The organism is Pseudomonas sp. GW823-FHT02C05 (genome assembly GCF_058797595.1).
The window spans coordinates 421236-443663 of record NZ_JBXAJU010000003.1 but is presented as its reverse complement, the minus strand read 5'-3'; the positions used below and the strand labels follow the sequence as shown (position 1 = coordinate 443663).

General features: G+C 62.2%; 19 protein-coding genes. 9 read left to right on the top strand and 10 right to left on the bottom strand.

Annotation, left to right across the window (positions count from 1 at the left end):
- The first annotated feature begins 94 nt into the window (after nucleotides 1–94).
- The 6 genes from AC1RGE_RS18365 to AC1RGE_RS18340 all read left to right on the top strand — a co-directional run bounded on the left by AC1RGE_RS18365 (nucleotide 95) and on the right by AC1RGE_RS18340 (nucleotide 8379).
- Nucleotides 95–691, top strand: a complete 597-nt coding sequence (locus AC1RGE_RS18365) for a superoxide dismutase (protein ID WP_011063080.1) — start codon at nucleotides 95–97, stop codon at nucleotides 689–691.
- Nucleotides 692–994: 303 nt separating this feature from the next.
- Nucleotides 995–3046, top strand: coding sequence for a putative bifunctional diguanylate cyclase/phosphodiesterase (locus tag AC1RGE_RS18360; RefSeq protein WP_011063081.1), 2052 nt, complete (start codon nucleotides 995–997; stop codon nucleotides 3044–3046).
- Between the two features lie 162 nt (nucleotides 3047–3208).
- A complete protein-coding gene (locus AC1RGE_RS18355; RefSeq protein WP_011063082.1) occupies nucleotides 3209–4549 on the top strand; it encodes an imelysin family protein in 1341 nt (446 codons plus the stop codon).
- A gap of 200 nt (nucleotides 4550–4749) precedes the next feature.
- Nucleotides 4750–6171 carry a di-heme oxidoreductase family protein gene (locus AC1RGE_RS18350; RefSeq protein WP_011063083.1) on the top strand — a complete coding sequence of 474 codons (1422 nt, stop codon included), beginning with the start codon at nucleotides 4750–4752 and terminating at the stop codon, nucleotides 6169–6171.
- A 43-nt stretch (nucleotides 6172–6214) separates the two neighbouring features.
- On the top strand, nucleotides 6215–7279 hold the full coding sequence (locus AC1RGE_RS18345; protein WP_011063084.1) for an imelysin family protein: 1065 nt from the start codon (nucleotides 6215–6217) through the stop codon (nucleotides 7277–7279).
- A gap of 2 nt (nucleotides 7280–7281) precedes the next feature.
- Nucleotides 7282–8379: a DUF1513 domain-containing protein gene (locus tag AC1RGE_RS18340; protein ID WP_053160069.1), complete on the top strand. Its 1098-nt coding sequence runs from the start codon at nucleotides 7282–7284 to the stop codon at nucleotides 8377–8379.
- 62 nt (nucleotides 8380–8441) lie between these two features.
- Here the strand turns inward: AC1RGE_RS18340 and AC1RGE_RS18335 are convergent, their stop codons facing one another.
- The 5 genes from AC1RGE_RS18335 to colR all read right to left on the bottom strand — a co-directional run bounded on the left by AC1RGE_RS18335 (nucleotide 8442) and on the right by colR (nucleotide 12219).
- On the bottom strand, nucleotides 8442–8666 hold the full coding sequence (locus AC1RGE_RS18335; RefSeq protein ID WP_041119677.1) for a hypothetical protein: 225 nt from the start codon (nucleotides 8664–8666) through the stop codon (nucleotides 8442–8444).
- Nucleotides 8667–8668: 2 nt separating this feature from the next.
- Nucleotides 8669–9382: a lipopolysaccharide kinase InaA family protein gene (locus tag AC1RGE_RS18330; RefSeq protein WP_492584793.1), complete on the bottom strand. Its 714-nt coding sequence runs from the start codon at nucleotides 9380–9382 to the stop codon at nucleotides 8669–8671.
- 4 nt (nucleotides 9383–9386) lie between these two features.
- Nucleotides 9387–10067, bottom strand: coding sequence for a class I SAM-dependent methyltransferase (locus AC1RGE_RS18325; protein ID WP_011063088.1), 681 nt, complete (start codon nucleotides 10065–10067; stop codon nucleotides 9387–9389).
- Nucleotides 10068–10265: 198 nt separating this feature from the next.
- Complete coding sequence (locus AC1RGE_RS18320) at nucleotides 10266–11546, bottom strand: sensor histidine kinase (protein ID WP_011063089.1); 1281 nt, start codon at nucleotides 11544–11546, stop codon at nucleotides 10266–10268.
- Complete coding sequence (colR, locus tag AC1RGE_RS18315) at nucleotides 11536–12219, bottom strand: two-component system response regulator ColR (protein ID WP_011063090.1); 684 nt, start codon at nucleotides 12217–12219, stop codon at nucleotides 11536–11538. The genes AC1RGE_RS18320 and colR overlap by 11 nt, the downstream gene beginning before the upstream one ends.
- 204 nt (nucleotides 12220–12423) lie before the next feature.
- Between colR and AC1RGE_RS18310 the strand changes: the two genes are divergently transcribed.
- The gene (locus AC1RGE_RS18310) at nucleotides 12424–14373 is read left to right on the top strand and encodes an LTA synthase family protein (RefSeq protein ID WP_492584791.1); all 1950 of its coding nucleotides are present in this window, start codon (nucleotides 12424–12426) and stop codon (nucleotides 14371–14373) included.
- A gap of 141 nt (nucleotides 14374–14514) precedes the next feature.
- Here the strand turns inward: AC1RGE_RS18310 and groL are convergent, their stop codons facing one another.
- The 4 genes from groL to AC1RGE_RS18290 form a co-directional block, all read right to left on the bottom strand.
- Entirely contained in the window at nucleotides 14515–16158 is a 1644-nt protein-coding gene (gene groL, locus AC1RGE_RS18305) for a chaperonin GroEL (RefSeq protein WP_011063092.1), read from the bottom strand.
- A gap of 49 nt (nucleotides 16159–16207) precedes the next feature.
- Nucleotides 16208–16501: a co-chaperone GroES gene (locus tag AC1RGE_RS18300; RefSeq protein ID WP_011063093.1), complete on the bottom strand. Its 294-nt coding sequence runs from the start codon at nucleotides 16499–16501 to the stop codon at nucleotides 16208–16210.
- A 252-nt stretch (nucleotides 16502–16753) separates the two neighbouring features.
- Nucleotides 16754–17230, bottom strand: coding sequence for an FxsA family protein (locus tag AC1RGE_RS18295; RefSeq protein WP_011063094.1), 477 nt, complete (start codon nucleotides 17228–17230; stop codon nucleotides 16754–16756).
- 66 nt (nucleotides 17231–17296) lie between these two features.
- Nucleotides 17297–18028, bottom strand: a complete 732-nt coding sequence (locus AC1RGE_RS18290) for a HugZ family pyridoxamine 5'-phosphate oxidase (RefSeq protein WP_019092987.1) — start codon at nucleotides 18026–18028, stop codon at nucleotides 17297–17299.
- Between the two features lie 164 nt (nucleotides 18029–18192).
- Between AC1RGE_RS18290 and AC1RGE_RS18285 the strand changes: the two genes are divergently transcribed.
- Nucleotides 18193–18951 (top strand): SDR family oxidoreductase, encoded by a 759-nt coding sequence (locus tag AC1RGE_RS18285; protein ID WP_011063096.1) that lies wholly within the window; start codon nucleotides 18193–18195, stop codon nucleotides 18949–18951.
- 101 nt (nucleotides 18952–19052) lie between these two features.
- Here the strand turns inward: AC1RGE_RS18285 and apbC are convergent, their stop codons facing one another.
- On the bottom strand, nucleotides 19053–20147 hold the full coding sequence (apbC, locus tag AC1RGE_RS18280) for an iron-sulfur cluster carrier protein ApbC (RefSeq protein ID WP_011063097.1): 1095 nt from the start codon (nucleotides 20145–20147) through the stop codon (nucleotides 19053–19055).
- A 162-nt stretch (nucleotides 20148–20309) separates the two neighbouring features.
- On the opposite strand from apbC, the gene metG reads away from it, so the two are divergent.
- Nucleotides 20310–22355: a methionine--tRNA ligase gene (gene metG / locus AC1RGE_RS18275; RefSeq protein ID WP_492584789.1), complete on the top strand. Its 2046-nt coding sequence runs from the start codon at nucleotides 20310–20312 to the stop codon at nucleotides 22353–22355.
- The last annotated feature ends 73 nt before the right edge of the window (nucleotides 22356–22428 follow it).

Genomic DNA, 22428 nt, shown 5'->3' with positions numbered 1-22428 from the left:
CTGCGCCGCAAAGAGTACAAACTCCCCGGCGCTTGTCTGGCCGCCCGTGATCGGCCTTGCGCTCACCGCAACTGACCTGATTAGGAGAATCATCATGGCTTTCGAATTGCCGCCGCTGCCCTATGCACACGACGCTCTGCAGCCGCACATTTCCAAGGAAACCCTGGAATACCACCACGACAAGCACCACAACACCTACGTCGTGAACCTGAACAACCTGGTGCCAGGCACCGAGTTCGAAGGCAAGACTCTGGAAGAGATCGTCAAAACCTCTTCGGGCGGCATCTTCAACAACGCAGCCCAGGTCTGGAACCACACTTTCTACTGGAACTGCCTGGCGCCAAACGCCGGCGGCCAACCTACCGGCGCCCTGGCTGAAGCCATCAACGCTGCGTTCGGTTCGTTCGACAAGTTCAAAGAAGAATTCACCAAGACTTCGGTTGGCACCTTCGGTTCCGGCTGGGGCTGGCTGGTGAAAAAGGCTGACGGTTCCCTGGCCCTGGCCAGCACCATCGGCGCCGGCAACCCGCTGACCAGCGGCGACACCCCGCTGCTGACCTGCGACGTCTGGGAACACGCCTACTACATCGACTACCGCAACGTTCGTCCAAAATACGTCGAAGCGTTCTGGAACCTGGTCAACTGGAAATTCGTGGCTGAGCAGTTCGAAGGCAAGAACTTCGTCGCTTAAGTCCGTTTGCAGTGTAAAAAACCCGGCCTGGCCGGGTTTTTTTTGCCTGTGGCAAAGCCGGGATCTTGTCCCGCCCACCTGAAGCGCTAAGATTCATGGCAGGTAAAAAACAACGCCGCCCCTCAAGTTGCAAGGCGTCGCTACCGACACACTATCCACAGCACGAGCAATCCTGATTCTGATCACCCGGGCCTGGCCCGCAGACATCCTGTTCTCGGCACTAATGTCACTTTGACGGCCATCACGGGATTGCCAATACTCATGGCAACTTGACGCTACACGCACGGAACAAGGAATAGCCCTTTGAAGCTGGAACTCAAAAACAGCTTGTCGGTGAAGTTGCTCCGGGTTGTGCTGCTGTCGGCACTCATAGTGGGCGTGGTCCTGAGCTGCGCCCAGATCGTCTTCGATGCCTACAAGACTCGGCAGGCGGTAGCTAGCGATGCCCAGCGCATTCTCGACATGTTTCGCGACCCATCGACACAGGCCGTCTACAGCCTGGACCGGGAAATGGGCATGCAAGTCATTGAAGGCCTGTTCCAGGATGACGCTGTGCGCATGGCCTCCATTGGCCACCCGAACGAGACCATGCTCGCGGAGAAATCCCGCGACCTGCAGAAATCCTCCAGCCGCTGGCTGACCGACCTGATCCTCGGTCAGGAACGCACCTTCACTACGCAATTGGTGGGCCGTGGCCCCTACAGCGAATATTACGGCGACCTGAGCATCACCCTCGACACCGCCACTTATGGCCAGGGTTTCATCGTCAGTTCGGTGATCATCTTCATTTCCGGAGTCCTGCGGGCCCTGGCCATGGGCCTGGTGCTGTACCTGGTCTATCACTGGCTGCTGACCAAGCCGCTGTCGCGAATCATCGAGCACCTGACAACCATCAACCCCGACCGCCCCAGCGAACACCAGTTGCCCCTGCTCAAGGGCCACGAGAAGAACGAGCTGGGGATCTGGATCAATACCGCCAACCAGTTGCTGGCCTCCATCGAGCGCAACACCCACTTGCGTCACGAGGCGGAAAACAGCCTGTTGCGCATGGCCCAGTACGACTTCCTCACCGGCTTGCCAAACCGCCAGCAGTTGCAACAGCAACTGGACAAGATCCTGGTGGACGCCGGGCGCCTGCAACGCCGGGTGGCGGTGCTCTGTGTCGGCCTGGATGATTTCAAGGGCATCAACGAACAGTTCAGCTACCAGACCGGCGACCAGCTGTTGCTGGCCCTGGCCGACCGCCTGCGCGGCCACAGCGGCCGGCTTGGCGCCCTGGCGCGCCTGGGGGGCGATCAGTTCGCCCTGGTCCAGGCCGATATCGAACAGCCTTACGAAGCTGCGGAACTGGCCCAGAGCATCCTCGATGACCTGGAGGCCACCTTCGCCCTGGATCACCAGGAAATCCGCCTGCGTGCCACCATCGGTATCACCCTGTTCCCGGAAGACGGCGACAGCACGGAAAAACTCCTGCAAAAAGCCGAACAGACCATGACCCTGGCCAAGACCCGGTCACGCAATCGGTATCAGTTCTATATCGCCAGCGTCGACAGCGAGATGCGTCGCCGCCGCGAGCTGGAAAAAGACCTGCGCGAGGCCCTGGCCCGGGATCAGTTCTTCCTCGTCTACCAACCGCAGATCAGCTATCGCGACCACCGTGTGGTGGGCGTCGAAGCGCTGATCCGCTGGCAGCACCCCGAGCATGGCCTGGTGCCGCCAGACCTGTTCATTCCCCTGGCGGAACAGAACGGCACCATCATCGCCATCGGCGAATGGGTGCTGGACCAGGCCTGCCGCCAGCTGCGGGAATGGCACGACATGGGCTTCAGCGACCTGCGCATGGCGGTCAACCTGTCCACCGTGCAACTGCACCACGCCGAGTTGCCACGGGTGGTCAACAATCTGTTGCAGATCTACCGCCTGCCGCCCCGCAGCCTGGAGCTGGAAGTCACCGAAACCGGCCTGATGGAAGACATCAGCACCGCCGCCCAGCACCTGCTGAGCCTGCGCCGCTCCGGCGCCCTGATTGCAATCGACGACTTCGGCACTGGCTATTCGTCCCTGAGCTACCTCAAGAGCCTGCCCCTGGACAAGATCAAGATCGACAAGAGCTTCGTCCAGGACCTGCTGGACGACGACGACGATGCCACCATCGTGCGCGCGATCATCCAGCTGGGTAAGAGCCTGGGCATGCAGGTGATCGCCGAGGGCGTGGAAACTGCCGAGCAGGAGGCCTACATCATCTCCGAAGGCTGCCACGAAGGTCAGGGCTACCACTACAGCAAACCCCTGCCCGCCCGGGAGCTGGGGGCCTACCTGAAACAGGCCCAGCGCAGCAATGCGGCAATCCTCTGAGCCAGGCACGGCGCTGGCGAACCTGACCCAGCGCAATCCCCTGTTGAATAAGAAATATTTCCAGGCACAACCCTTTACACATAATGCAAATCTTTCGCATTATGTCGCAGCTTTTGCGCGCCCCCGCGCCGTCCACTCCCCTCTCGAAGCAGGATGTTCGCCATGATTCGTATGCCTCTGGCTACCGCCAGTCTGTTGGCCATCGCAATTTCCCTCGCCGGCTGCGGCGAAGGTAAAGACGACAAGGCTGCCGCCCAAGCGCCGACCCCGGCCACCAGCACTGCCACCCCAGCGGCCGATGCAGCCGGCAAGGTCGACGAAGCGGCTGCCAAGGCCGTGGTCGCGCATTACGCCGACATGGTCTTCGCCGTATACAGCGACTCCGAATCCACCGCGAAAACCCTGCAGACCGCCATCGATGCCTTCCTCGCCAAGCCCAACGACGACACCCTGAAAGCCGCCAAGGCTGCCTGGGTCGCCGCTCGCGTGCCTTACCTGCAGAGCGAAGTGTTCCGCTTCGGCAACACCATCATCGATGACTGGGAAGGTCAGGTGAACGCCTGGCCCCTGGACGAAGGCCTGATCGACTACGTCGACAAGAGCTACGAGCACGCACTGGGCAACCCGGGTGCCACCGCCAACATCATCGCCAACACCGAGATCCAGGTCGGCGAAGACAAGGTCGACGTAAAAGACATCACCCCGGAAAAACTCGCCAGCCTGAACGAGCTGGGCGGTGCCGAGGCCAACGTCGCCACCGGCTACCACGCCATCGAATTCCTGCTCTGGGGCCAGGACCTCAACGGCACCGGCCCTGGCGCCGGCGCCCGCCCTGCTTCGGACTACCTGGAAGGTGCCGGTGCCACCGGTGGCCATAACGATCGTCGTCGTGCCTACCTGAAGGCCGTGACCCAACTGCTGGTCAACGACCTGGAAGAAATGGTCGGCAACTGGAAGCCGGACGTGGCCGACAACTACCGCGCCACCCTGGAAGCCGAGCCGGCCGAGACCGGCCTGCGCAAGATGCTGTTCGGCATGGGCAGTCTGTCCCTGGGTGAACTGGCGGGCGAGCGGATGAAGGTTTCCCTGGAAGCCAACTCCCCTGAAGACGAGCAGGACTGCTTCAGCGACAACACCCACAACTCGCACTTCTACGACGCCAAGGGCATCCGCAACGTCTACCTGGGCGAGTACACCCGTACCGACGGCACCAAGATGAGCGGCGCCAGCCTGTCGTCCCTGGTGGCCAAGGCCGACCCGGCCGCCGACGCGGCCCTGAAAGCCGACCTGGCGGCCACCGAAGCCAAGATCCAGGTCATGGTCGACCACGCCAACAAGGGCGAGCACTACGACCAGCTGATTGCGGCGGGCAACGAGTCCGGCAACCAGATCGTGCGTGACGCCATCGCCGCCCTGGTCAAGCAGACCGGCTCGATCGAGCAGGCCGCCGGCAAGCTGGGCATCAGCGACCTGAACCCGGACAACGCCGATCACGAATTCTGATCCGCATTGCGCCAGGCAGAAAGGCGACCCTCGGGTCGCCTTTTTTGTGCCCGCCGCAGCCGTTTGCACAACCTGCAACATCGTTGCCTGCGCCCCGTCCAGCTTGTCCTGGGTCAAACCAAACGATAATTCCTCTTATTCAATCCAGGCCGCCCTGTTAGACTTTGCGCCCTTGTTTTGCTCGTCTTGCAGGATGTCCGATGCCCTCGTTGCCGCTTCGCTGGTCCGCTCTGTTCATGGCCCTGAGCCTGAGTGCCTGCGATGACGCGCCGCGCTTTACCCAGGCCGAACCTGGAGAAGCCCGGGCGGGCGGCGCGACCACGGTCAACAAGAGCGATCGCAATGCCTTCTCCCTGCCGTCGGCCAACCTGCCACCCACCCGGCGCCTGGACTTCAGCGTCGGCAACAGTTTCTTCCGCAGCCCCTGGGTCATCGCCCCCTCCACCACCACCGCCCGCGACGGCCTCGGCCCGTTGTTCAACACCAACGCCTGCCAGAACTGCCACATCAAGGACGGGCGCGGCCATCCCCCGGCGCCGGATGCGCTGAACGCGGTGTCAATGCTGGTGCGCCTGTCGATCCCCGACGATCCGGCCTTTGCCAGGCTCATCGAACAGGCAGGCATCGTTCCGGAGCCGGTGTACGGCGGCCAGTTGCAGGACATGGCCATTCCCGGGGTCGCTCCCGAAGGCCGGGTACGGGTGGACTACGATCCCCTGCCGGTACGCTTCCAGGACGGCACCCAAGTGGAGCTGCGCAAACCCAAGCTGCAGATCACCGACCTGGGCTACGGGCCTATGCACCCGGACACGCGTTTTTCCGCCCGGGTGGCGCCACCGATGATCGGCCTGGGGCTGCTGGAAGCCATTCCCGAAGAGGCGATCCTGGCCAATGCCAGGCCGGCGAATAAAAACGCCATCGCCGGCCGGCCCAACTGGGTCTGGGATGACGCCCTGCAAAAGACCGTACTCGGGCGTTTTGGCTGGAAAGCCGGGCAACCCAACCTCAATCAACAAAATGTTCACGCGTTTTCTGGTGATATGGGCCTGACCACCCGCCTGAGACCCTTCGATGACTGCACCGACGCGCAAACCGCCTGCAAGCAGGCCCCCAATGGCAACGGCCCGGATGGCGAGCCGGAGGTCAGCGACAACATCCTGCGCCTGGTGCTGTTCTATACCCGCAACCTGGCGGTGCCGGCACGTCGCGATGTCGACTCGCCCCAAGTCCTGGCCGGCAAGAACCTGTTCTTCCAGGCCGGCTGCCAGTCCTGCCATACCCCAAGTTTCACCACCGCGGCTAACGCCGCCGAACCCGAGCTGGCCAACCAGGTGATACGCCCCTACAGCGACCTGCTGCTGCATGACATGGGCGAAGGCCTGGCGGACCACCGCACGGAGTTCAAGGCCAGTGGCCGCGACTGGCGCACCGCGCCGCTGTGGGGCATCGGCCTTACCGAAACCGTCAGCGGCCACACCCAGTTCCTGCATGACGGCCGCGCCCGCAACCTGATGGAGGCGGTGCTCTGGCACGGCGGCGAAGCCGAAGGCGCGAAACAACAGGTCTTGACCTTCAATGCCCAGCAGCGCGCCGCGTTGCTGGCATTCCTGAATTCTCTGTAACGCTCGACTCACACGTTTTCTCCACAATAAAGGGAGCCCGAACATGTTCCGCCCCAAACTGCTGTTCACCAGCCTTGCCGCACTCGCCCTGGGCGCCTGCTCGCCCCAGGACCCACAAGCCGTCACCTCGGCGGCCATCGCCAAGCAGGTCATCCTGCCGACCTACAGTCGCTGGGTCGACGCCGACCGCCAGCTGGCCATTAGTGCCCTGGCCTTCTGTGAAGGCAAGGAAAGCCTGGACACCGCCCGGGCCGACTTCCTCCATGCGCAAAAAGCCTGGGCCGAGCTCCAGCCGTTGCTGATCGGCCCACTGGCCGAGGGCAACCGCTCCTGGCAGGTCCAGTTCTGGCCGGACAAGAAGAACCTGGTGGGCCGTCAGGTGGAGCAACTGGTCACCGCCAACCCGCAGATCGATGCCGCCGCCCTGGCCAAGTCCAGCGTCGTGGTGCAGGGGCTGTCGGCCTACGAATACATCCTCTTCGACAGCAAGATCGACATGGCCGACAGCGCGCAGAAAGCCCGCTACTGCCCGCTGCTGACTGCCATTGGTGAGCGCCAGAAACAACTGGCCGAAGAAATCCTGTCGAGCTGGAACACCAACGACGGCATGCTCGCGCAGATGAGCAAGTTCCCCAACCAGCGGTACGCCGATTCCCACGAGGCCATCGCCGACCTGCTGCGGGTCCAGGTCACGGCTCTGGATACCCTGAAGAAGAAGCTCGGCACGCCGATGGGCCGCCAGACCAAGGGCATCCCGCAGCCGTTCCAGGCCGATGCCTGGCGCAGCCAGTCGTCCCTGCAGGGCCTGGAAGCCAGCCTCAGCGCAGCCCAGACGGTCTGGGCCGGGGTCGACAACAAGGGCCTGCGCGGCCTGTTGCCTGCCGATCAGAAGCCTCTGGCCGACAAGATCGACGCCGCCTACGCTGCCTCGCTGAAACTCTTCGCCAGCACCCAGCGCTCGCTGACCGAAATGCTCAGTGACGACGCTGGCCGCCAGCAACTCAACGACCTGTATGACAGCCTCAACGTGGTCCACCGCCTGCATGAAGGCGAATTGGCCAAGGCGCTGGGGATCCAACTGGGCTTCAACGCCAACGACGGTGACTGATGATGCTGCGACGTCAGGCTTTGGCGCTGGGCAGCCTGCTGCTCAGTGCGGTGACCTTGGGCGGCTGGACGCTGTTCAAGCAAAAGGGCAAGCAGCCCCTGCTGCTTTCGGCCAGGGACGATGGTGACGGCAAGCATTACGCCGTCGGTTATCAACTGGACGGTAAACAGGTGTTTGCCACCCAGGTCGGCCAACGTTGCCATGACATCATCAACCACCCGCAACTGCCCATCGCCCTGTTCGTGGCGCGGCGCCCGGGCACCGAAAGCTACCTGATCGACCTGCGCAACGGCGCGCTCCTGCAGACCCTGACCGCGCAACCGGACCGGCATTTCTACGGACATGCGGTGATCCACAAGAGCGGCGAATGGCTGTACGCCACCGAGAACGATACCCGGGACCCGGGCCGGGGCCTGCTGGGTGTCTACCGCTTCGAGGGTGAGCGCCTGGTGCACAACAGCGAGCTGTCCACCCATGGCATCGGCCCCCACCAGGTGTCATGGATGCCCGACGGGGAAACCCTGGTGGTGGCCAACGGCGGTATCCGTACCGAAGCCGAAAGCCGGGTGGAGATGAACCTCGACGCCATGGAACCGAGCCTGGTCCTGATGCAGCGCGATGGCACGCTGCTGAGCAAGGAAACCCTGGCCCAGCAGATGAACAGCGTGCGCCACATGGGCATTGCCGGCGACGGCACCATAGTCACCGGCCAGCAGTTCATGGGCGCCGCCCACGAATCCTCGGAACTGTTGGCGATCAAGCGTCCCGGCCAGCCTTTCGCCCCCTTCCCGGTAGCCCAGGAACAATTGCAGGCCATGGGGCACTACACCGCCAGCGTGGCAGTGCACAGCGACCTGCGGCTGGTGGCCCTGACCGCTCCCCGGGGCAACCGCTTCTTTATCTGGGACCTGGACAGCGGTGCCGTGCGGGTCGACGCCCCGCTGCCCGATTGCGCCGGTGTCGGAGCGGTAGCCGATGGCTTCGTGGTGACCTCGGGACAAGGTCGCTGCCGCTTCTACGACTGCCGCCAGACGCAGATCGTGGCCAAGCCCCTGGACCTTCCAGCGGGCCTGTGGGACAACCACCTGCATCTGATCTGATCATTTCCGGGCAAACAAAAGGCCTCGCATTGCGAGGCCTTTTTCTAGGGGCTGAACAAGCTTCAACTCTGGGGTTTCAATCCTTGAGCCATGCCGAACATGAACAGCAACAGGTCATGATCGGGCTTGACCGCCACCGAGGCTTTGGCCACCCGCGGCAACGGGCAATGGGCGTCTCCCTGGGCGCTCAGGACCTGCGTGCGCGGCTGCTCCCAGGCAGCTACGGCCAAAGAAGCGACTGCCAAGGCTCCTGCCAGGAACAAACCTCGTGCAATTTCTAGCTTCATCGCTATAAACCTTTGATGGGGCTGCCAAACACCGTCTTGTAAAAGTAGTAGAGCTTTTGCCAGTCCGCGTCATTCCACGACGAATGGCGACGCAGTTGCTTGAGGTCATGGGCTGCGGCCCGGCGGCTGCTCAAGCGCTGGCGGCATTTCTCGAAATCCAGCAGTGCGACTCGCACCTGAGCCTGCTCGCCCTCGCCGTCCACCCGTACGAAAACGTGCTTGGCGTACAGGCAACCATGTTGCCAGCGCCCCTTGTGCATGCGCGCCAGGGTCGCAGCCACTGCCTGCAACAAACTATCATGAAAGGCTTCACCATGGCGCTCGCGCCCACCGGCGGCATACCAGTTGTCGACCTCCATGAAGCCCTCCAGCGCTGCGGTGACCAGCAACGCCTGCCATTGTCGCTCCGGGCCACGCCGGGCCCCGCAGAACACCAGTTCCGGGACCTCTACGTCCAGCAGGCGCAGGCCTTGCAGAGCCTCGCGCTCACGCAGGACCGTCGGTCGCCCGAAAGGGTGCAACCAACTGCGATGAATGTGCCCGATCTGCCGCTTGGCATAGAGCAGGCCGCCGCTACTGCTTTGAATGCGTTGGACGCCGCTCTCGCCGCCTCGACGCTGATTGGGTTCCTCGACCCATTCACCTTGTTTATTCCAGAAGTATTCGAAGCAATCTGTGGGCGCGGCATCCAGTTCCGAAGCACATTCAACAGCCATCCTCTTACCTCTTGCGTAATACGTAGACCCGCCACATGGCGTAGAGCGGAAAGAAGTCCAGGTGCTCCTGGACACGAAAGCCGGCTTGCCTGAATTCTTCTTCGACCGTGGCCGCCGGTAACACAAAACGATTCTGGTAACCCTCCTGCCCAACTTCAGCCTGGCGCTTGCGCTCCATGCGCTTGCGTTTCCAGGCCTTGAAGTTGCCATCGACCCACAACGAGATGATCACGCTGTCACGGCTGACCCGCTGAAACTCCCGTAGCAGCGCCATGCGGTGCTCCGCTTGGCCTATGTGGTGCAATAAACGCATGGAGAAAATGCAGTCCACGGCGTTGTCCGGCAAATCAATGGCAAACGCAGAGGTCTGCAAGGGCCGTACCCGTTTTACCACGTCGGCCGGCTGGGCCACCGTGGCGGTACTCAGCATAGCTGCTGAATTGTCAGCGCCAATGATCACTCGATTGGTTTTTTCTGCCAGCAGCGGCCAGAAACGACCGGCACCGCAGGGCAGGTCCAGTACCAGCCCGGGCTCTCCCGCCAGGGCCAGCGCAGTACGGGCCAATTGTTCGTCACGCTTGTGGGACAACTGCCGCGCCAGACCATCCTGGTGCTTGAGCAGGTATTCCTGGGCGTGTTGGGCATCGTATTTTTCGGAAAATTCCAGCTTGATCGGCGTAGCCATCATCAAAGTCTCCTGCAACTGATGGCGCCACCTTAAGCAGCGACGTGTCAGCGACAGGTCATCCCTTTGTGAAAACTTCGTACCGTCCAACGAGGAAATATTTCAGGGTTTTACAGGCTGAGGACAGTGGCCTGGGGCCACTTAAGAGGAAAAAACGACAAGTGACCGGCCCCGTAAAACAGGGCCGGGAAAGAACAATCAGGCCTTGGCCGAGTTCAGCTGAACGAAAAAACGACAGCCATTGGGCGTCATGGTAGTGAGGCTGACAGTCCAGCCCTGGTTCTCGCAGATCCGCTGCACCAGGGACAGCCCCAGCCCCAGGCCTTCCCCACGCTTTTCATCGCCCCGCACAAACGGCTGGAACATTGCCTCGCGCTTCTCCTCGGGAATGCCCACGCCGCTGTCCTCCACCACGAATCCATCGGGCACCAGGCTCAGGCGGATGAAACCCTGTTCGGTGTAGTGCAAGGCGTTGCGCAGCAGGTTGCCCATCACCGCATGCAGGAAGGTGGCGTTGTAGCGATTGTCACCTGGGGTTCCGGGCTCGAAGATCAGCTCGAGCCCCTTGGCCTCGATGGCTTCGCGCCAGATACCGGTCAAGTCACTGGCCGCCTGGCTCAGGCTCAGCTGCGGCGACATGCTGGCATCTTCACGCTGGGCTCGGGCCAGCATCAGGAAGGTCTGCACCAGCTCGCGCATCTCGTCGCAAGCGCGAGCGATGCGTTCGACCTGGGCTCGCCCACGAGGGTCCAGCCGTGGATTCTCCAGCAGCAGCTCGCAGGAGGTAGCCAGAACCATCAATGGCGTGCGCAGTTCGTGACTGACGTCGCTGGTGAACAGCCGCTCGCGGCTCAAGGCCTGGCGCAAGCGGCCCAGGGTTGCATCGAAGGCAATGGCCAGCTCTCCCACCTCGTCCGCCGCGTAGTCCGGCGCCAGGGGCGGAGCCAGGCCCAGCAGTTGATCCCGGTGGCGCACCTGCCGGGCAAGACGCACCACCGGCGCCATCACCCGGCGAGCCAGGATCCAGCCGAGAAACACCGCCAGCGCCAGGCTCAGGACAAAACCTACCAGCACCACGGCGAACAGCACTCGCTCGCGCTCTTCGAAATCGCTCTGGTCCTGCAGCAGCACATAGCGCCGACCGTCCACCACCTCGACCATGGCGTGATAGGACAACTCCTCGCGGAACACCTCGTGGAAACCCGGATCCAGATGGCGCAAATCCTTGGGCAGCTCGAAGTCGCCGCGCCCGCCACTGTAGTAGAACAACTGGTCGGGCTCGGGACGGTGGCTCCAGTCGCCGACGTTATCCATCAGCAACAGGCGTTGCAGGTCACCGCCCAGGCCTGCGGAGATGAGCTTCTCCTCCACCAGGTGCACCGTCGCCACGATACCCATGGCGAACGCCCCCGCCACCAGTGCGCTCATCAACGCAAAGGCGATGATGATGCGCTGGGCAAGGCTCTGCTTAAACTCCATCTCGGCCCTCGGCCAGGCGGTACCCGACACCGTGCACGGTGTGCAGCAGCGGCTTGGCGAACGGCTTGTCGATCACCTGGCGCAATTGGTGAACGTGGCTGCGCAGGCTGTCGCTGTCCGGGCAATCGTCGCCCCACAGGGCTTCTTCGAGGATCTCCCGACGCAGTACATGGGGGCTTTTCTGCATCAGCACCGCCAGCAGCTTGAGGCCCACGGGGTTGAGCTTGAGCAAGCGGCCTTCGCGGGTGACCTCCAGGGTATCGAGGTCGTAGCTCAGGTCGCCAACCTGCAGCGACCGACGGCCGCCACCCTGGGAACGGCGCATCACCGCCTCGATACGCGCCGCCAGTTCCGAGAGAGCGAAGGGTTTGAGCAGGTAGTCATCCGCCCCGGACTTGAAGCCCTGAAGGCGGTCGTCGAGCTGGTCGCGGGCGGTGAGCATGATCACCGGAGTATCACGCCGGGCGTCTTCGCGCAGGCGCTTGCACAGGGTATAGCCATCGATTCCCGGCAGCATGATATCGAGCACGATCAGGTCGTAATGCTCAGTGGCCGCCAGGTGCAACCCGGACAGGCCATCCTGGGCGCAATCCACGGTATAGCCCTTGAGCCCCAGGTAGTCAGCCAGGTTGGCGAGAATATCGCGGTTGTCTTCAACCAGTAGAATTCGCATCGGCACTCTCTCCGTACAGGGTTACGGCCATCTTGGCTCGCGCAGCTTAAGGCCAAGTCCGGCTCGCCGCCAGCCTTGTCGGCCGGTGCCTGGCAGAGTTTTCCCGGGCCTGGGGGCTTAACAATATTTTCACCAGCGGTTCACAAGCTGACTACAGGGACAACCCCAGACTGCGGGCCATTTGCCCCCAAGGAACACCCTCTGATGGATCTTCTCAAGACAGCTCCGGCGCGATTCGTGCTGCTGCTGACCAGCACCTGGCTGGCGATTTTCCTGCTGACCCGCGGCATTTTGCTGCTCACCCACCTCGACGAAGCCGGTAGCGGCTGGCTGCCGCTGTTTGGCGTCGGCCTGCTCTACGACCTGGGTTTCCTGGCCTATGCCGCCCTGCCCCTGGGCCTGTACCTGGTGCTCTGCCCACCCGCCCTGTGGCGTCGGCGCGGCCACCGCTGGCTGTTGCAGGGCCTGTTCAGCCTGAGCCTGTTCGCCATGCTGTTCACGGCCGTGGCGGAGTGGCTGTTCTGGGATGAATTCGGCGTGCGCTTCAACTTCATCGCCGTCGATTACCTGGTGTACTCCGACGAGGTTCTCAACAACATTCTCGAGTCCTACCCGATCGGCCTGTACATGAGCCTGCTGGCCCTGACGGCAATCGCCCTGAGCCTGGCCCTGCGCAAGCCCCTGAAGGCTGCGCTGGATGCGCCCTTGCCGCCTCTGCGTGGCCGCCTGCTCAGTGCCCTCGGCCTGCTGCTGGTGGTCGGCGCCAGCCTGCAACTGCTCAGCCAGGACAGCCCGCGCAGCCAAGGCGGCAACGCCTATCAGAACGAACTGGCGAGCAACGGCCCCTATCAGTTCTTTGCCGCCTTTCGTAACAACGAGCTGGACTACCAGCAGTTCTATCGCAGCCTGCCCGCCGATGTGGTGGCCCGCCAGATGCGCGCCGAACTGAATGAACCCAATGCTCGCTTCATCGGCAAGGACCCGCTGGATATCCGGCGCGCCATCGACAACCCGGGGGCTCCACGCACCCCCAACATCGTCCTGGTGACCATAGAAAGCTTCAGCGCCAAATACATGGGCAGCAACGGCGACGACCGCAACCTGACCCCGAACCTGGATGCGTTGCGCGCACAGAGCCTGTACTTCAACAACTTCTACGCCACCGGCACCCGCACCGACCGCGGCCTGGAAGCCATCACCCTGGCGATTCCCCCCACCCCGGGGCGCTCCATCGTCAAGCGCATCGGTCGTGAAAGTGGTTTCGCCAGCCTTGGCCAGCAACTGCGGTCCGTGGGTTACGACAGTGTGTTTGTCTATGGCGGCCGGGGTTACTTCGACAACATGAATGCCTTCTTCAGCGGCAACGGCTACCGCGTGGTGGACCAGAGCAGCGTCGAGGAATCCGAGATCCACTTCAAGAACGCCTGGGGCATGGCCGACGAAGACCTTTACACCCAGACCCTGAAGCTGGCGGACGCCGACTACGCACAGCAGCGGCCCTTCCTGTTGCAACTGATGACCACCTCCAACCATCGCCCTTACACCTATCCCGATGGCCGGATCGACATCAAGTCCGGCAAGGGCCGGGACGGCGCGGTCAAATACACCGACTACGCCATTGGCGAGTTCCTCAAGGCCGCCCGCCAGAAGCCCTGGTTCGACAACACCATTTTCGTATTTGTCGCCGACCACACCGCAGGCAGCGCGGGCAAGGAAGACCTGCCCATCAGCAACTATCAGATTCCGTTGTTCATCTATGCGCCCAAGCTGATTCCGGCGCGGGAGAATGCACAGCTGGCCAGCCAGATCGACCTGGCGCCAACCCTGCTGGGCCTGTTGAACCTGGACTACGAGTCGACCTTCTTCGGACGCAACCTGCTGCAGGACAACCCTCTGCCTCCCCGGGTGCTGGTGGGCAACTATCAGCACCTGGGCCTGTTCGACGGCCAGGACCTGGCGATTCTCAGCCCGCGCCAGGGGTTGCGCCGGCATGACCAGGCCCTGGGCGCCAGCCAGGAATCCCGGGTACCGGACAGCGATCCGTTGATCCAGCGCGGCATCAGCTACTACCAGAGCGCCAGTTATGGCTTCAAGCAGCAATTGCTGGGCTGGAAGGCGCCGAAGGCAGCGGCGAATGAACTGAGCCAGCGCTGAAGTCGTTCGCGGGCAAGCCCGCTCCTGCAGAAGTGGAGCAGGCTTGCCCGCGAAGATCCAGGCGCCCCCCATATCCGGGGCATAAAAAAGCCCCGCCGGCTTTCACCGGCGGGGCTTTTTCAGTACAGGGGTAAGGCTGGCTTACATCATGCCGCCCATGCCACCCATGCCGCCCATGTCTGGCATGCCGCCAGCTGCAGGCTTGTCTTCCACGATTTCAGCAACAGCGGCTTCGGTGGTCAGGATCAGACCGCCGATGGACGAAGCTGCTTGCAGCGCGGAACGGGTTACCTTGGTTGGATCCAGGATGCCCATTTCGATCATGTCGCCGTATTCGCTGGTAGCAGCGTTGTAGCCGAAGTTGCCGGCACCCTGCTTGACCTTGTCCACGACAACGCTTGGCTCGTCACCGGAGTTGGCAACGATCTGGCGCAGTGGAGCTTCGATAGCGCGACGCAGTACAGCGATACCCACGTCCTGGTCGGCGTTGTCGCCTTTCAGGTCGTTGATGCCTTGCAGAGCACGGATCAGGGCTACGCCACCGCCAGGTACCACGCCTTCTTCAACGGCTGCACGGGTAGCGTGCAGGGCGTCTTCAACGCGGGCCTTCTTCTCTTTCATTTCAACTTCGGAACCAGCGCCAACCTTGATCACTGCAACGCCGCCGGACAGCTTGGCCAGACGCTCTTGCAGTTTTTCACGGTCGTAGTCGGACGAAGTGTCGGCGACTTGCTGACGGATCTGAGTCACACGAGCCTGGATGTCCGCTTCAACGCCAGCACCGTCGATGATGGTGGTGTTTTCTTTGGACAGGATCACGCGCTTGGCGTTACCCAGGTGCTCCAGGGTGGTGCTTTCCAGGCTCAGGCCGATCTCTTCGGAGATGACGGTACCGCCGGTCAGAACGGCGATGTCCTGCAGCATGGCCTTGCGACGGTCGCCGAAGCCAGGTGCCTTGACGGCAGCGACTTTGACGATGCCACGCATGTTGTTCACAACCAGAGTCGCCAGGGCTTCGCCTTCAACGTCTTCAGCCACGATCAGCAGTGGGCGGCCGGCTTTGGCAACGGCTTCCAGCACTGGCAGCATTTCGCGGATGTTGGAGATCTTCTTGTCCACCAGCAGGATCAGCGGGCCGTCGAGTTCGGCGACCATGGTGTCCGGCTTGTTGATGAAGTAAGGGGACAGGTAGCCGCGGTCGAATTGCATGCCTTCTACGACAGACAGTTCGTTTTCCAGGCCCGAGCCTTCTTCAACGGTGATCACGCCTTCTTTACCGACTTTTTCCATGGCTTCGGCAATGATGTCGCCGATGGAGTTGTCGGAGTTGGCGGAGATGGTGCCGACCTGAGCGATGGCCTTGGAGTCAGCGCATGGCTTGGACAGACCCTTCAGTTCTTTGACGATGGCGATGGTCGCCTTGTCGATACCGCGTTTCAGGTCCATCGGGTTCATGCCGGCAGCGACGGCTTTCAGGCCTTCGTTGACGATCGACTGAGCCAGAACGGTAGCGGTGGTGGTGCCGTCGCCAGCGTCATCGTTGGCACGGGAGGCAACGTCTTTGACCAGCTGCGCGCCCATGTTTTCGAAGCGATCTTTCAGCTCGATTTCTTTGGCAACGGAAACGCCGTCCTTGGTGATGGTCGGAGCGCCGAAGCTCTTCTCGATGATCACGTTACGGCCTTTCGGGCCCAGGGTCGCTTTTACTGCGTCAGCCAGAACGTTGACACCAGTGAGCATTTTCTTGCGGGCGGAATCGCCGAATTTAACTTCTTTAGCAGCCATGATCGATATTCCTTAAATACTGTGTAGTAGCGGGAAAATACGCGGGAAATCAGCCTTCGATAACAGCGAGAATCTCGTTCTCGGCCATTACCAGCAGATCTTCGCCATCGACTTTCACGGTGTTGCTGCCGGAGTACGGGCCAAACACCACTTTGTCACCCACTTTCACGGCCAGCGCACGTACTTCACCGTTGTCCAGCACACGGCCGGTACCTACAGCGACGATTTCGCCACGGTTAGGTTTTTCAGCAGCCGAACCAGGCAGAACGATACCGCCGGCAGTTTTCGATTCTTCTTCGCTGCGACGGATGACGACGCGGTCATGCAGAGGACGAAGCTTCATTGTCGATCTCTCCTAATTGTGGTTTTCAACGGCCGGTGTCGATACCGGCGGGTTAGCAAATCCGGCTTTGCCGGGTGCGGCTCGACAAGCGAGCCGCGGAAGTCTGTCTGGTGTCAGCACCAGAAACCTTGCGGTGACCGTTACATAAGGGCGCATAAGGTTATTACAAGGGCTGGCCGATGAAATTTTTTACATCGCTGGCGCCAAAACGAACACGGCACCCGAAGGTGCCGTGAGACGTGAGCTTCTGACTCAGGAGTCGCGGTGCTCGAATTCGCCTTCGATCACGTTGGGCTCGCGGCCCAGCGGCTGCTGGGGCGCAGGGCCGCCACGGGCAGCACGCATGTCGTCGGCAAAGGCGCGCTGGCGCAGGGCCTGCTCCTCGGCACGCTGACGCATTTTATTGGCCAGCAGGCGACGGCTGATCGGCAACAGCATCAGCAGGCCGAACACATCGCTGATGAAACCCGGCAGGATCAGCAAACCACCACCCAGGGCCAGCATCAGGCCCTCGAGCATTTGCTGGGCCGGCAGCTCACCGCGATTGAGGCTTTCACGGGCACGCAGTGCCGTGGCCAGACCGGCCACGCGCAACACCAGCACACCGAGCATCGAACCGAGAATGATCAGCAGCAGCGCCGGGAAAAACCCGATGGCCGCGCTGACCTTGACGAAGACGAACAGCTCGAGCACCGGGAAAAGTAAAAAGAGCAACAGAAAAGGGCGCATCAAATGGTTTCCTCTGCGGAAGAATGCCTTCCAGTAGACCGTAAATGACGTCGCCAATTCGTGAATTCAAGCACCCAGGGGCGGATTTTTCGGCCATTGATCAGCTCGGGCCAGGAAAACCAGGGCCTCGCGTACTTGTGTCGGCGTATTGCAAGGCGCCTGGAAGGGCAGCCAATACAACGCCTGGCCGATGCGCAGGTGCATGCCTTCGGTATCGATCCCGGCCATCTGCGCCGGCGCGTTGTCCGGCAACCCGGTCAACTGGACATAGTGGGCAATGGCCTTGGCATGGTCGCTGTTCATGTGTTCCACCATGCTCAGCTCGGCCTTTCCGGCGAAGGGGTTGGCCAGGGTCAGTTGGTCGACCCAGTGGATCGCCCCGAAGCCGCCGATGTAGCGGTGGCGTACCGGCTTGAGCACCCAGAAATCGAAGTCATGGGCCTTGTGGTAGTTCTGCGACTCGGGAAAGTAACGGTAGTAACGCTCGGCTGCGGCGTCGATGGCGGCCTCGTCCTCGAGCTTCTCAGCCTCGGCCAGGTAGGTCAGGCGACCGACTGCCTGCACGTCATCGGCATCGCGCTCACCCACCAGCAGCGAGCACTTGGGATCCTTCAGCAGGTTGTGGGTGTGCTGGGCGATACGGCTGATCAGGATCAGCGGCCGGCCCTCGGCGTCCAGGCAATAGGGCACCACGGACCCGAAGGGAAATCCCGGCATGGCCTTGGAGTGAGTGGACAGCACCCCACGATATTCCTTGAGCAGCAGTTCTCGTGCATTCTTGGCAGCTTCAACGCTCACTTTATGACTCCTTATATAGAATCCGTCGAAAACGGACGGGCGCCTGGAGCATTGTTCCAGCTACGCCAACAGGGCAATTCTCATCTGCAGCCAGGCCAGGTCCGGCAGCCGAGCGAGGGTTCCCGAAAAGGACTCCCCTCAAGACCAGCTAGCGGGACATGCGAATGCAACTCACTGACAAAGTAATCATTATCACCGGCGGTTGCCAAGGTCTGGGCCGCTCCATGGCTGAGTATTTCGCAGCCAGGGGCGCGCGCCTGGCGTTGGTCGATCTGAACCAGGAAAAGCTCGACCAGGCTGTCGCGGCGTGCAAGACCCACGGCGTCGAAGCCCGTGCCTACCTGTGCAACGTCGCCGATGAAGAGCAGGTGAACCACATGGTGGCCCAGGTCGCCGAGGACTTTGGCGCCATCCACGGCCTGATCAACAACGCCGGGATCCTGCGCGACGGCCTGCTGGTCAAGGTCAAGGACGGCCAGATGACCAAGATGAGCCTGGCCCAGTGGCAGGCGGTGATCGACGTCAACCTGACCGGGGTCTTCCTCTGTACCCGGGAAGTGGCGGCGAAGATGATCGAGCTCGGAAACAACGGCGCGATCATCAACATTTCTTCGATCTCCCGCGCCGGCAATATCGGCCAGACCAACTATTCCGCAGCCAAGGCCGGGGTCGCGGCAGCCACGGTCACCTGGGCCAAGGAGCTCGCGCGTTACGGTATCCGCGTGGCGGGCATTGCCCCGGGCTTTATCGAAACCGAGATGACTCTGGGCATGAAACCCGAGGCCCTGGAAAAGATGACTGCCGGTATTCCCCTCAAGCGCATGGGCAAGCCGGAAGAGATCGCCCACTCGGCGGCCTATATCTTCGAGAACGACTACTACACCGGGCGCATCCTGGAAATGGACGGCGGCCTGCGGGTCTGATCCTGCCGTCGCAACGGTAGGAGCCGGCTTGCCGGCGAAAGCGATCTTGAGGACGCCTTCGCCGGCAAGCCGGCTCCTACATGACTCACCCGCCTGAGGCTTCAGTCGTCGCTGATGGTGATGTTGGGCATCGCCGGGGCGGCCGCTTCTTGCAAGACAATGCGCGCGCCCACATGCCGCGCCAACTCCTGGTAGACCATGGCGATCTGGCTTTCCGGCTCGGCGATCACCGTCGGCTTGCCGCCGTCGGCCTGCTCGCGGATCAGCATCGACAACGGTAGCGAGGCCAGCAGCTCGACGTCGTACTGGCTGGCCAGCTTCTCGCCGCCGCCTTCGCCAAACAGGTGCTCGGCATGGCCACAGTTGGAGCAGATGTGCACCGCCATGTTCTCCACCACGCCCAGCACCGGGATATTGACCTTGCGGAACATCTCCACGCCCTTGCGCGCATCCAGCAGAGCCAGGTCCTGGGGCGTGGTGACGATCACCGCACCGGCCACCGGGACTTTCTGCGCCAGGGTCAGCTGGATGTCGCCGGTGCCTGGCGGCATGTCGATCACCAGATAGTCCAGGTTGCCCCAGTCGGTCTGGGTCACCAGTTGCAGCAAGGCCCCGGAGACCATAGGACCGCGCCAGACCATCGGCGTGTTGTCATCGGTGAGGAAGGCCATGGACATGACCTCCACGCCGTGGGACTCGATGGGCACGAACCACTTCTGGTCCTTGATCTTCGGCCGGGTGCCTTCGGCGATGCCGAACATGATGCCCTGGCTCGGGCCATAGATGTCGGCGTCGAGAATCCCCACCTTGGCGCCTTCGCGGGCCAGGGCCAGGGCCAGGTTGGCCGCGGTGGTGGACTTGCCCACACCGCCCTTGCCGGAAGCCACCGCCACCACGTTCTTGACGTTGGCCAGGCCCGGGATCTGCGCCTGGGCCTTGTGCGCGGCAATGACGCTGCTGATCTCGACCTTGGCCGAGCTCACGCCGTCCAGGCCCTCGATGGCCAGTTGCAGCATCTGCGCCCAGCCACTCTTGAACAGGCCGGCGGCATAACCCAGTTCCATGCGGACCGTAACCCGGTCGCCCTGGACCTCGATGTCCCGCACGCAGCCGGCGCTGACCGGGTCCTGGTTCAGGTAAGGGTCGGTGTATTGACGAAGGACGGCTTCCACCGCTGCGCGATTGACGGCGCTCATGGGCAACTCCGATAACAAGACAGGAAAATCAGCCGGCTATCCTACGCCGCCGACTCCTTCGTGGCGAGAAAGCTTGCTGCGCACAATGTGCCTGGAAGGGTGAAAATTCCGCTCCGGCGCTTTATAGTGGCCGACCTCCGTTTCATCAAGTAGCCGAGCCCCATGTCCGAGCCACGCAACATCCTCGTCACCAGCGCCCTGCCCTATGCCAATGGTTCCATCCACCTTGGCCACATGCTTGAGTACATCCAGACCGACATGTGGGTGCGCTTCCAGAAGCTACGCGGCAACCAATGCATCTATGTCTGCGCGGACGACGCACACGGCTCGGCCATCATGTTGCGCGCGGAGAAGGAAGGCATCACCCCGGAGCAGTTGATCGCCAACGTGCAGGCTGAACACTGCGCCGACTTTGCCGAGTTCCTGGTGGATTTCGACAACTTCCACTCCACTCACGCTGAAGAAAACCGTGAGCTGTCGAGCCAGATCTACCTCAAGCTGCGGGACGCCGGGCACATCGCCACGCGCTCCATCACCCAGTATTTCGACCCGGAAAAGAAAATGTTCCTGGCCGACCGCTTCATCAAGGGCACCTGCCCGAAATGCGGCACCGAGGACCAGTACGGCGACAACTGCGAAAAATGCGGTGCCACCTATGCCCCGACCGACCTGAAGGATCCTAAGTCGGCGATCTCCGGCGCCACTCCGGTGCTCAAGGACTCCCAGCACTTCTTCTTCAAGCTGCCGGACTTCCAGCAGATGCTGCAGAGCTGGACCCGCAGCGGCACCCTGCAGGACGCCGTGGCCAACAAGATCGCCGAGTGGCTGGACGCCGGCCTGCAGCAGTGGGACATCTCCCGCGATGCACCGTACTTCGGCTTCGAGATCCCGGATGAGCCGGGCAAGTACTTCTATGTGTGGCTGGACGCGCCGATCGGCTACATGGCCAGCTTCAAGAACCTCTGCAGCCGTCGTCCGGAACTGGATTTCGACGCCTTCTGGGGCAAGGACTCCACCGCCGAGCTGTATCACTTCATCGGCAAGGACATCGTCAACTTCCACGCCCTGTTCTGGCCCGCCATGCTCGAAGGCGCCGGCTATCGCAAGCCGACCGGCATCAACGTCCACGGCTACCTGACGGTCAATGGCCAGAAGATGTCCAAGTCCCGGGGCACCTTCATCAAGGCCCGCACCTACCTGGAGCACCTGTCGCCGGAATACCTGCGCTACTACTACGCGTCCAAGCTGGGCCGTGGTGTCGACGACCTGGACCTGAACCTCGAAGACTTCGTGCAGAAGGTCAACTCCGACCTGGTGGGCAAGGTGGTGAACATCGCCAGCCGTTGCGCCGGCTTCATCCACAAGGGCAATGCCGGGGTGATAGTGGACAGCAATGCCGCCCCCGAGCTGACCCAGGCTTTCCTGGCCGCGGCGCCAAGCATCGCCGACGCCTATGAAGCCCGTGACTTCGCCCGTGCCATGCGCGAGATCATGGGCCTGGCCGACCGCGCCAACGCCTGGATCGCCGACAAGGCTCCATGGTCGCTGAACAAGCAGGAAGGCAAGCAGGATGAAGTCCAGGCCATCTGCGCCACTGGCATCAACCTGTTCCGCCAGTTGGTGATCTTCCTCAAACCGGTACTGCCACTGCTGGCTGCCGATGCCGAGGCCTTCCTCAACGTGGCCCCGCTGACCTGGAACGACCACCAGCAACTGCTGGCCAACCATCAGCTCAACGAATTCAAGCCGCTGATGACGCGGATCGACCCGGTAAAAGTGCAAGCCATGACCGATGCCTCCAAGGAAGACCTGGCCGCCAGCCAGACCGACACCGGTGGCCCTAAAGGCAACGGTGAACTGGTGAAGGACCCGCTGTCCGCGGAAATCGACTTCGATGCCTTTGCCGCCATCGACCTGCGTGTCGCCCTGATCGTCAAGGCCGAAGCCGTGGAGGGTGCCGACAAGCTGCTGCGCCTGACCCTGGATATCGGCGACGAACAGCGCAACGTGTTCTCCGGCATCAAGAGCGCCTACCCTGATCCGTCCAAGCTCGATGGCCGCCTGACCATGATGATCGCCAACCTCAAGCCACGGAAAATGAAGTTCGGCATCTCCGAAGGCATGGTGATGGCTGCCGGCCCTGGCGGTGAAGAAATCTACCTGCTGAGCCCGGACAGCGGCGCCAAGCCCGGCCAGCGGATCAAGTAAGGCTGCAGGCTGGACCCCATCCCCCCGTTGCGCCCGGCGCAGCGGGGGGATTTGCATATCTGGCGGGCCCTGC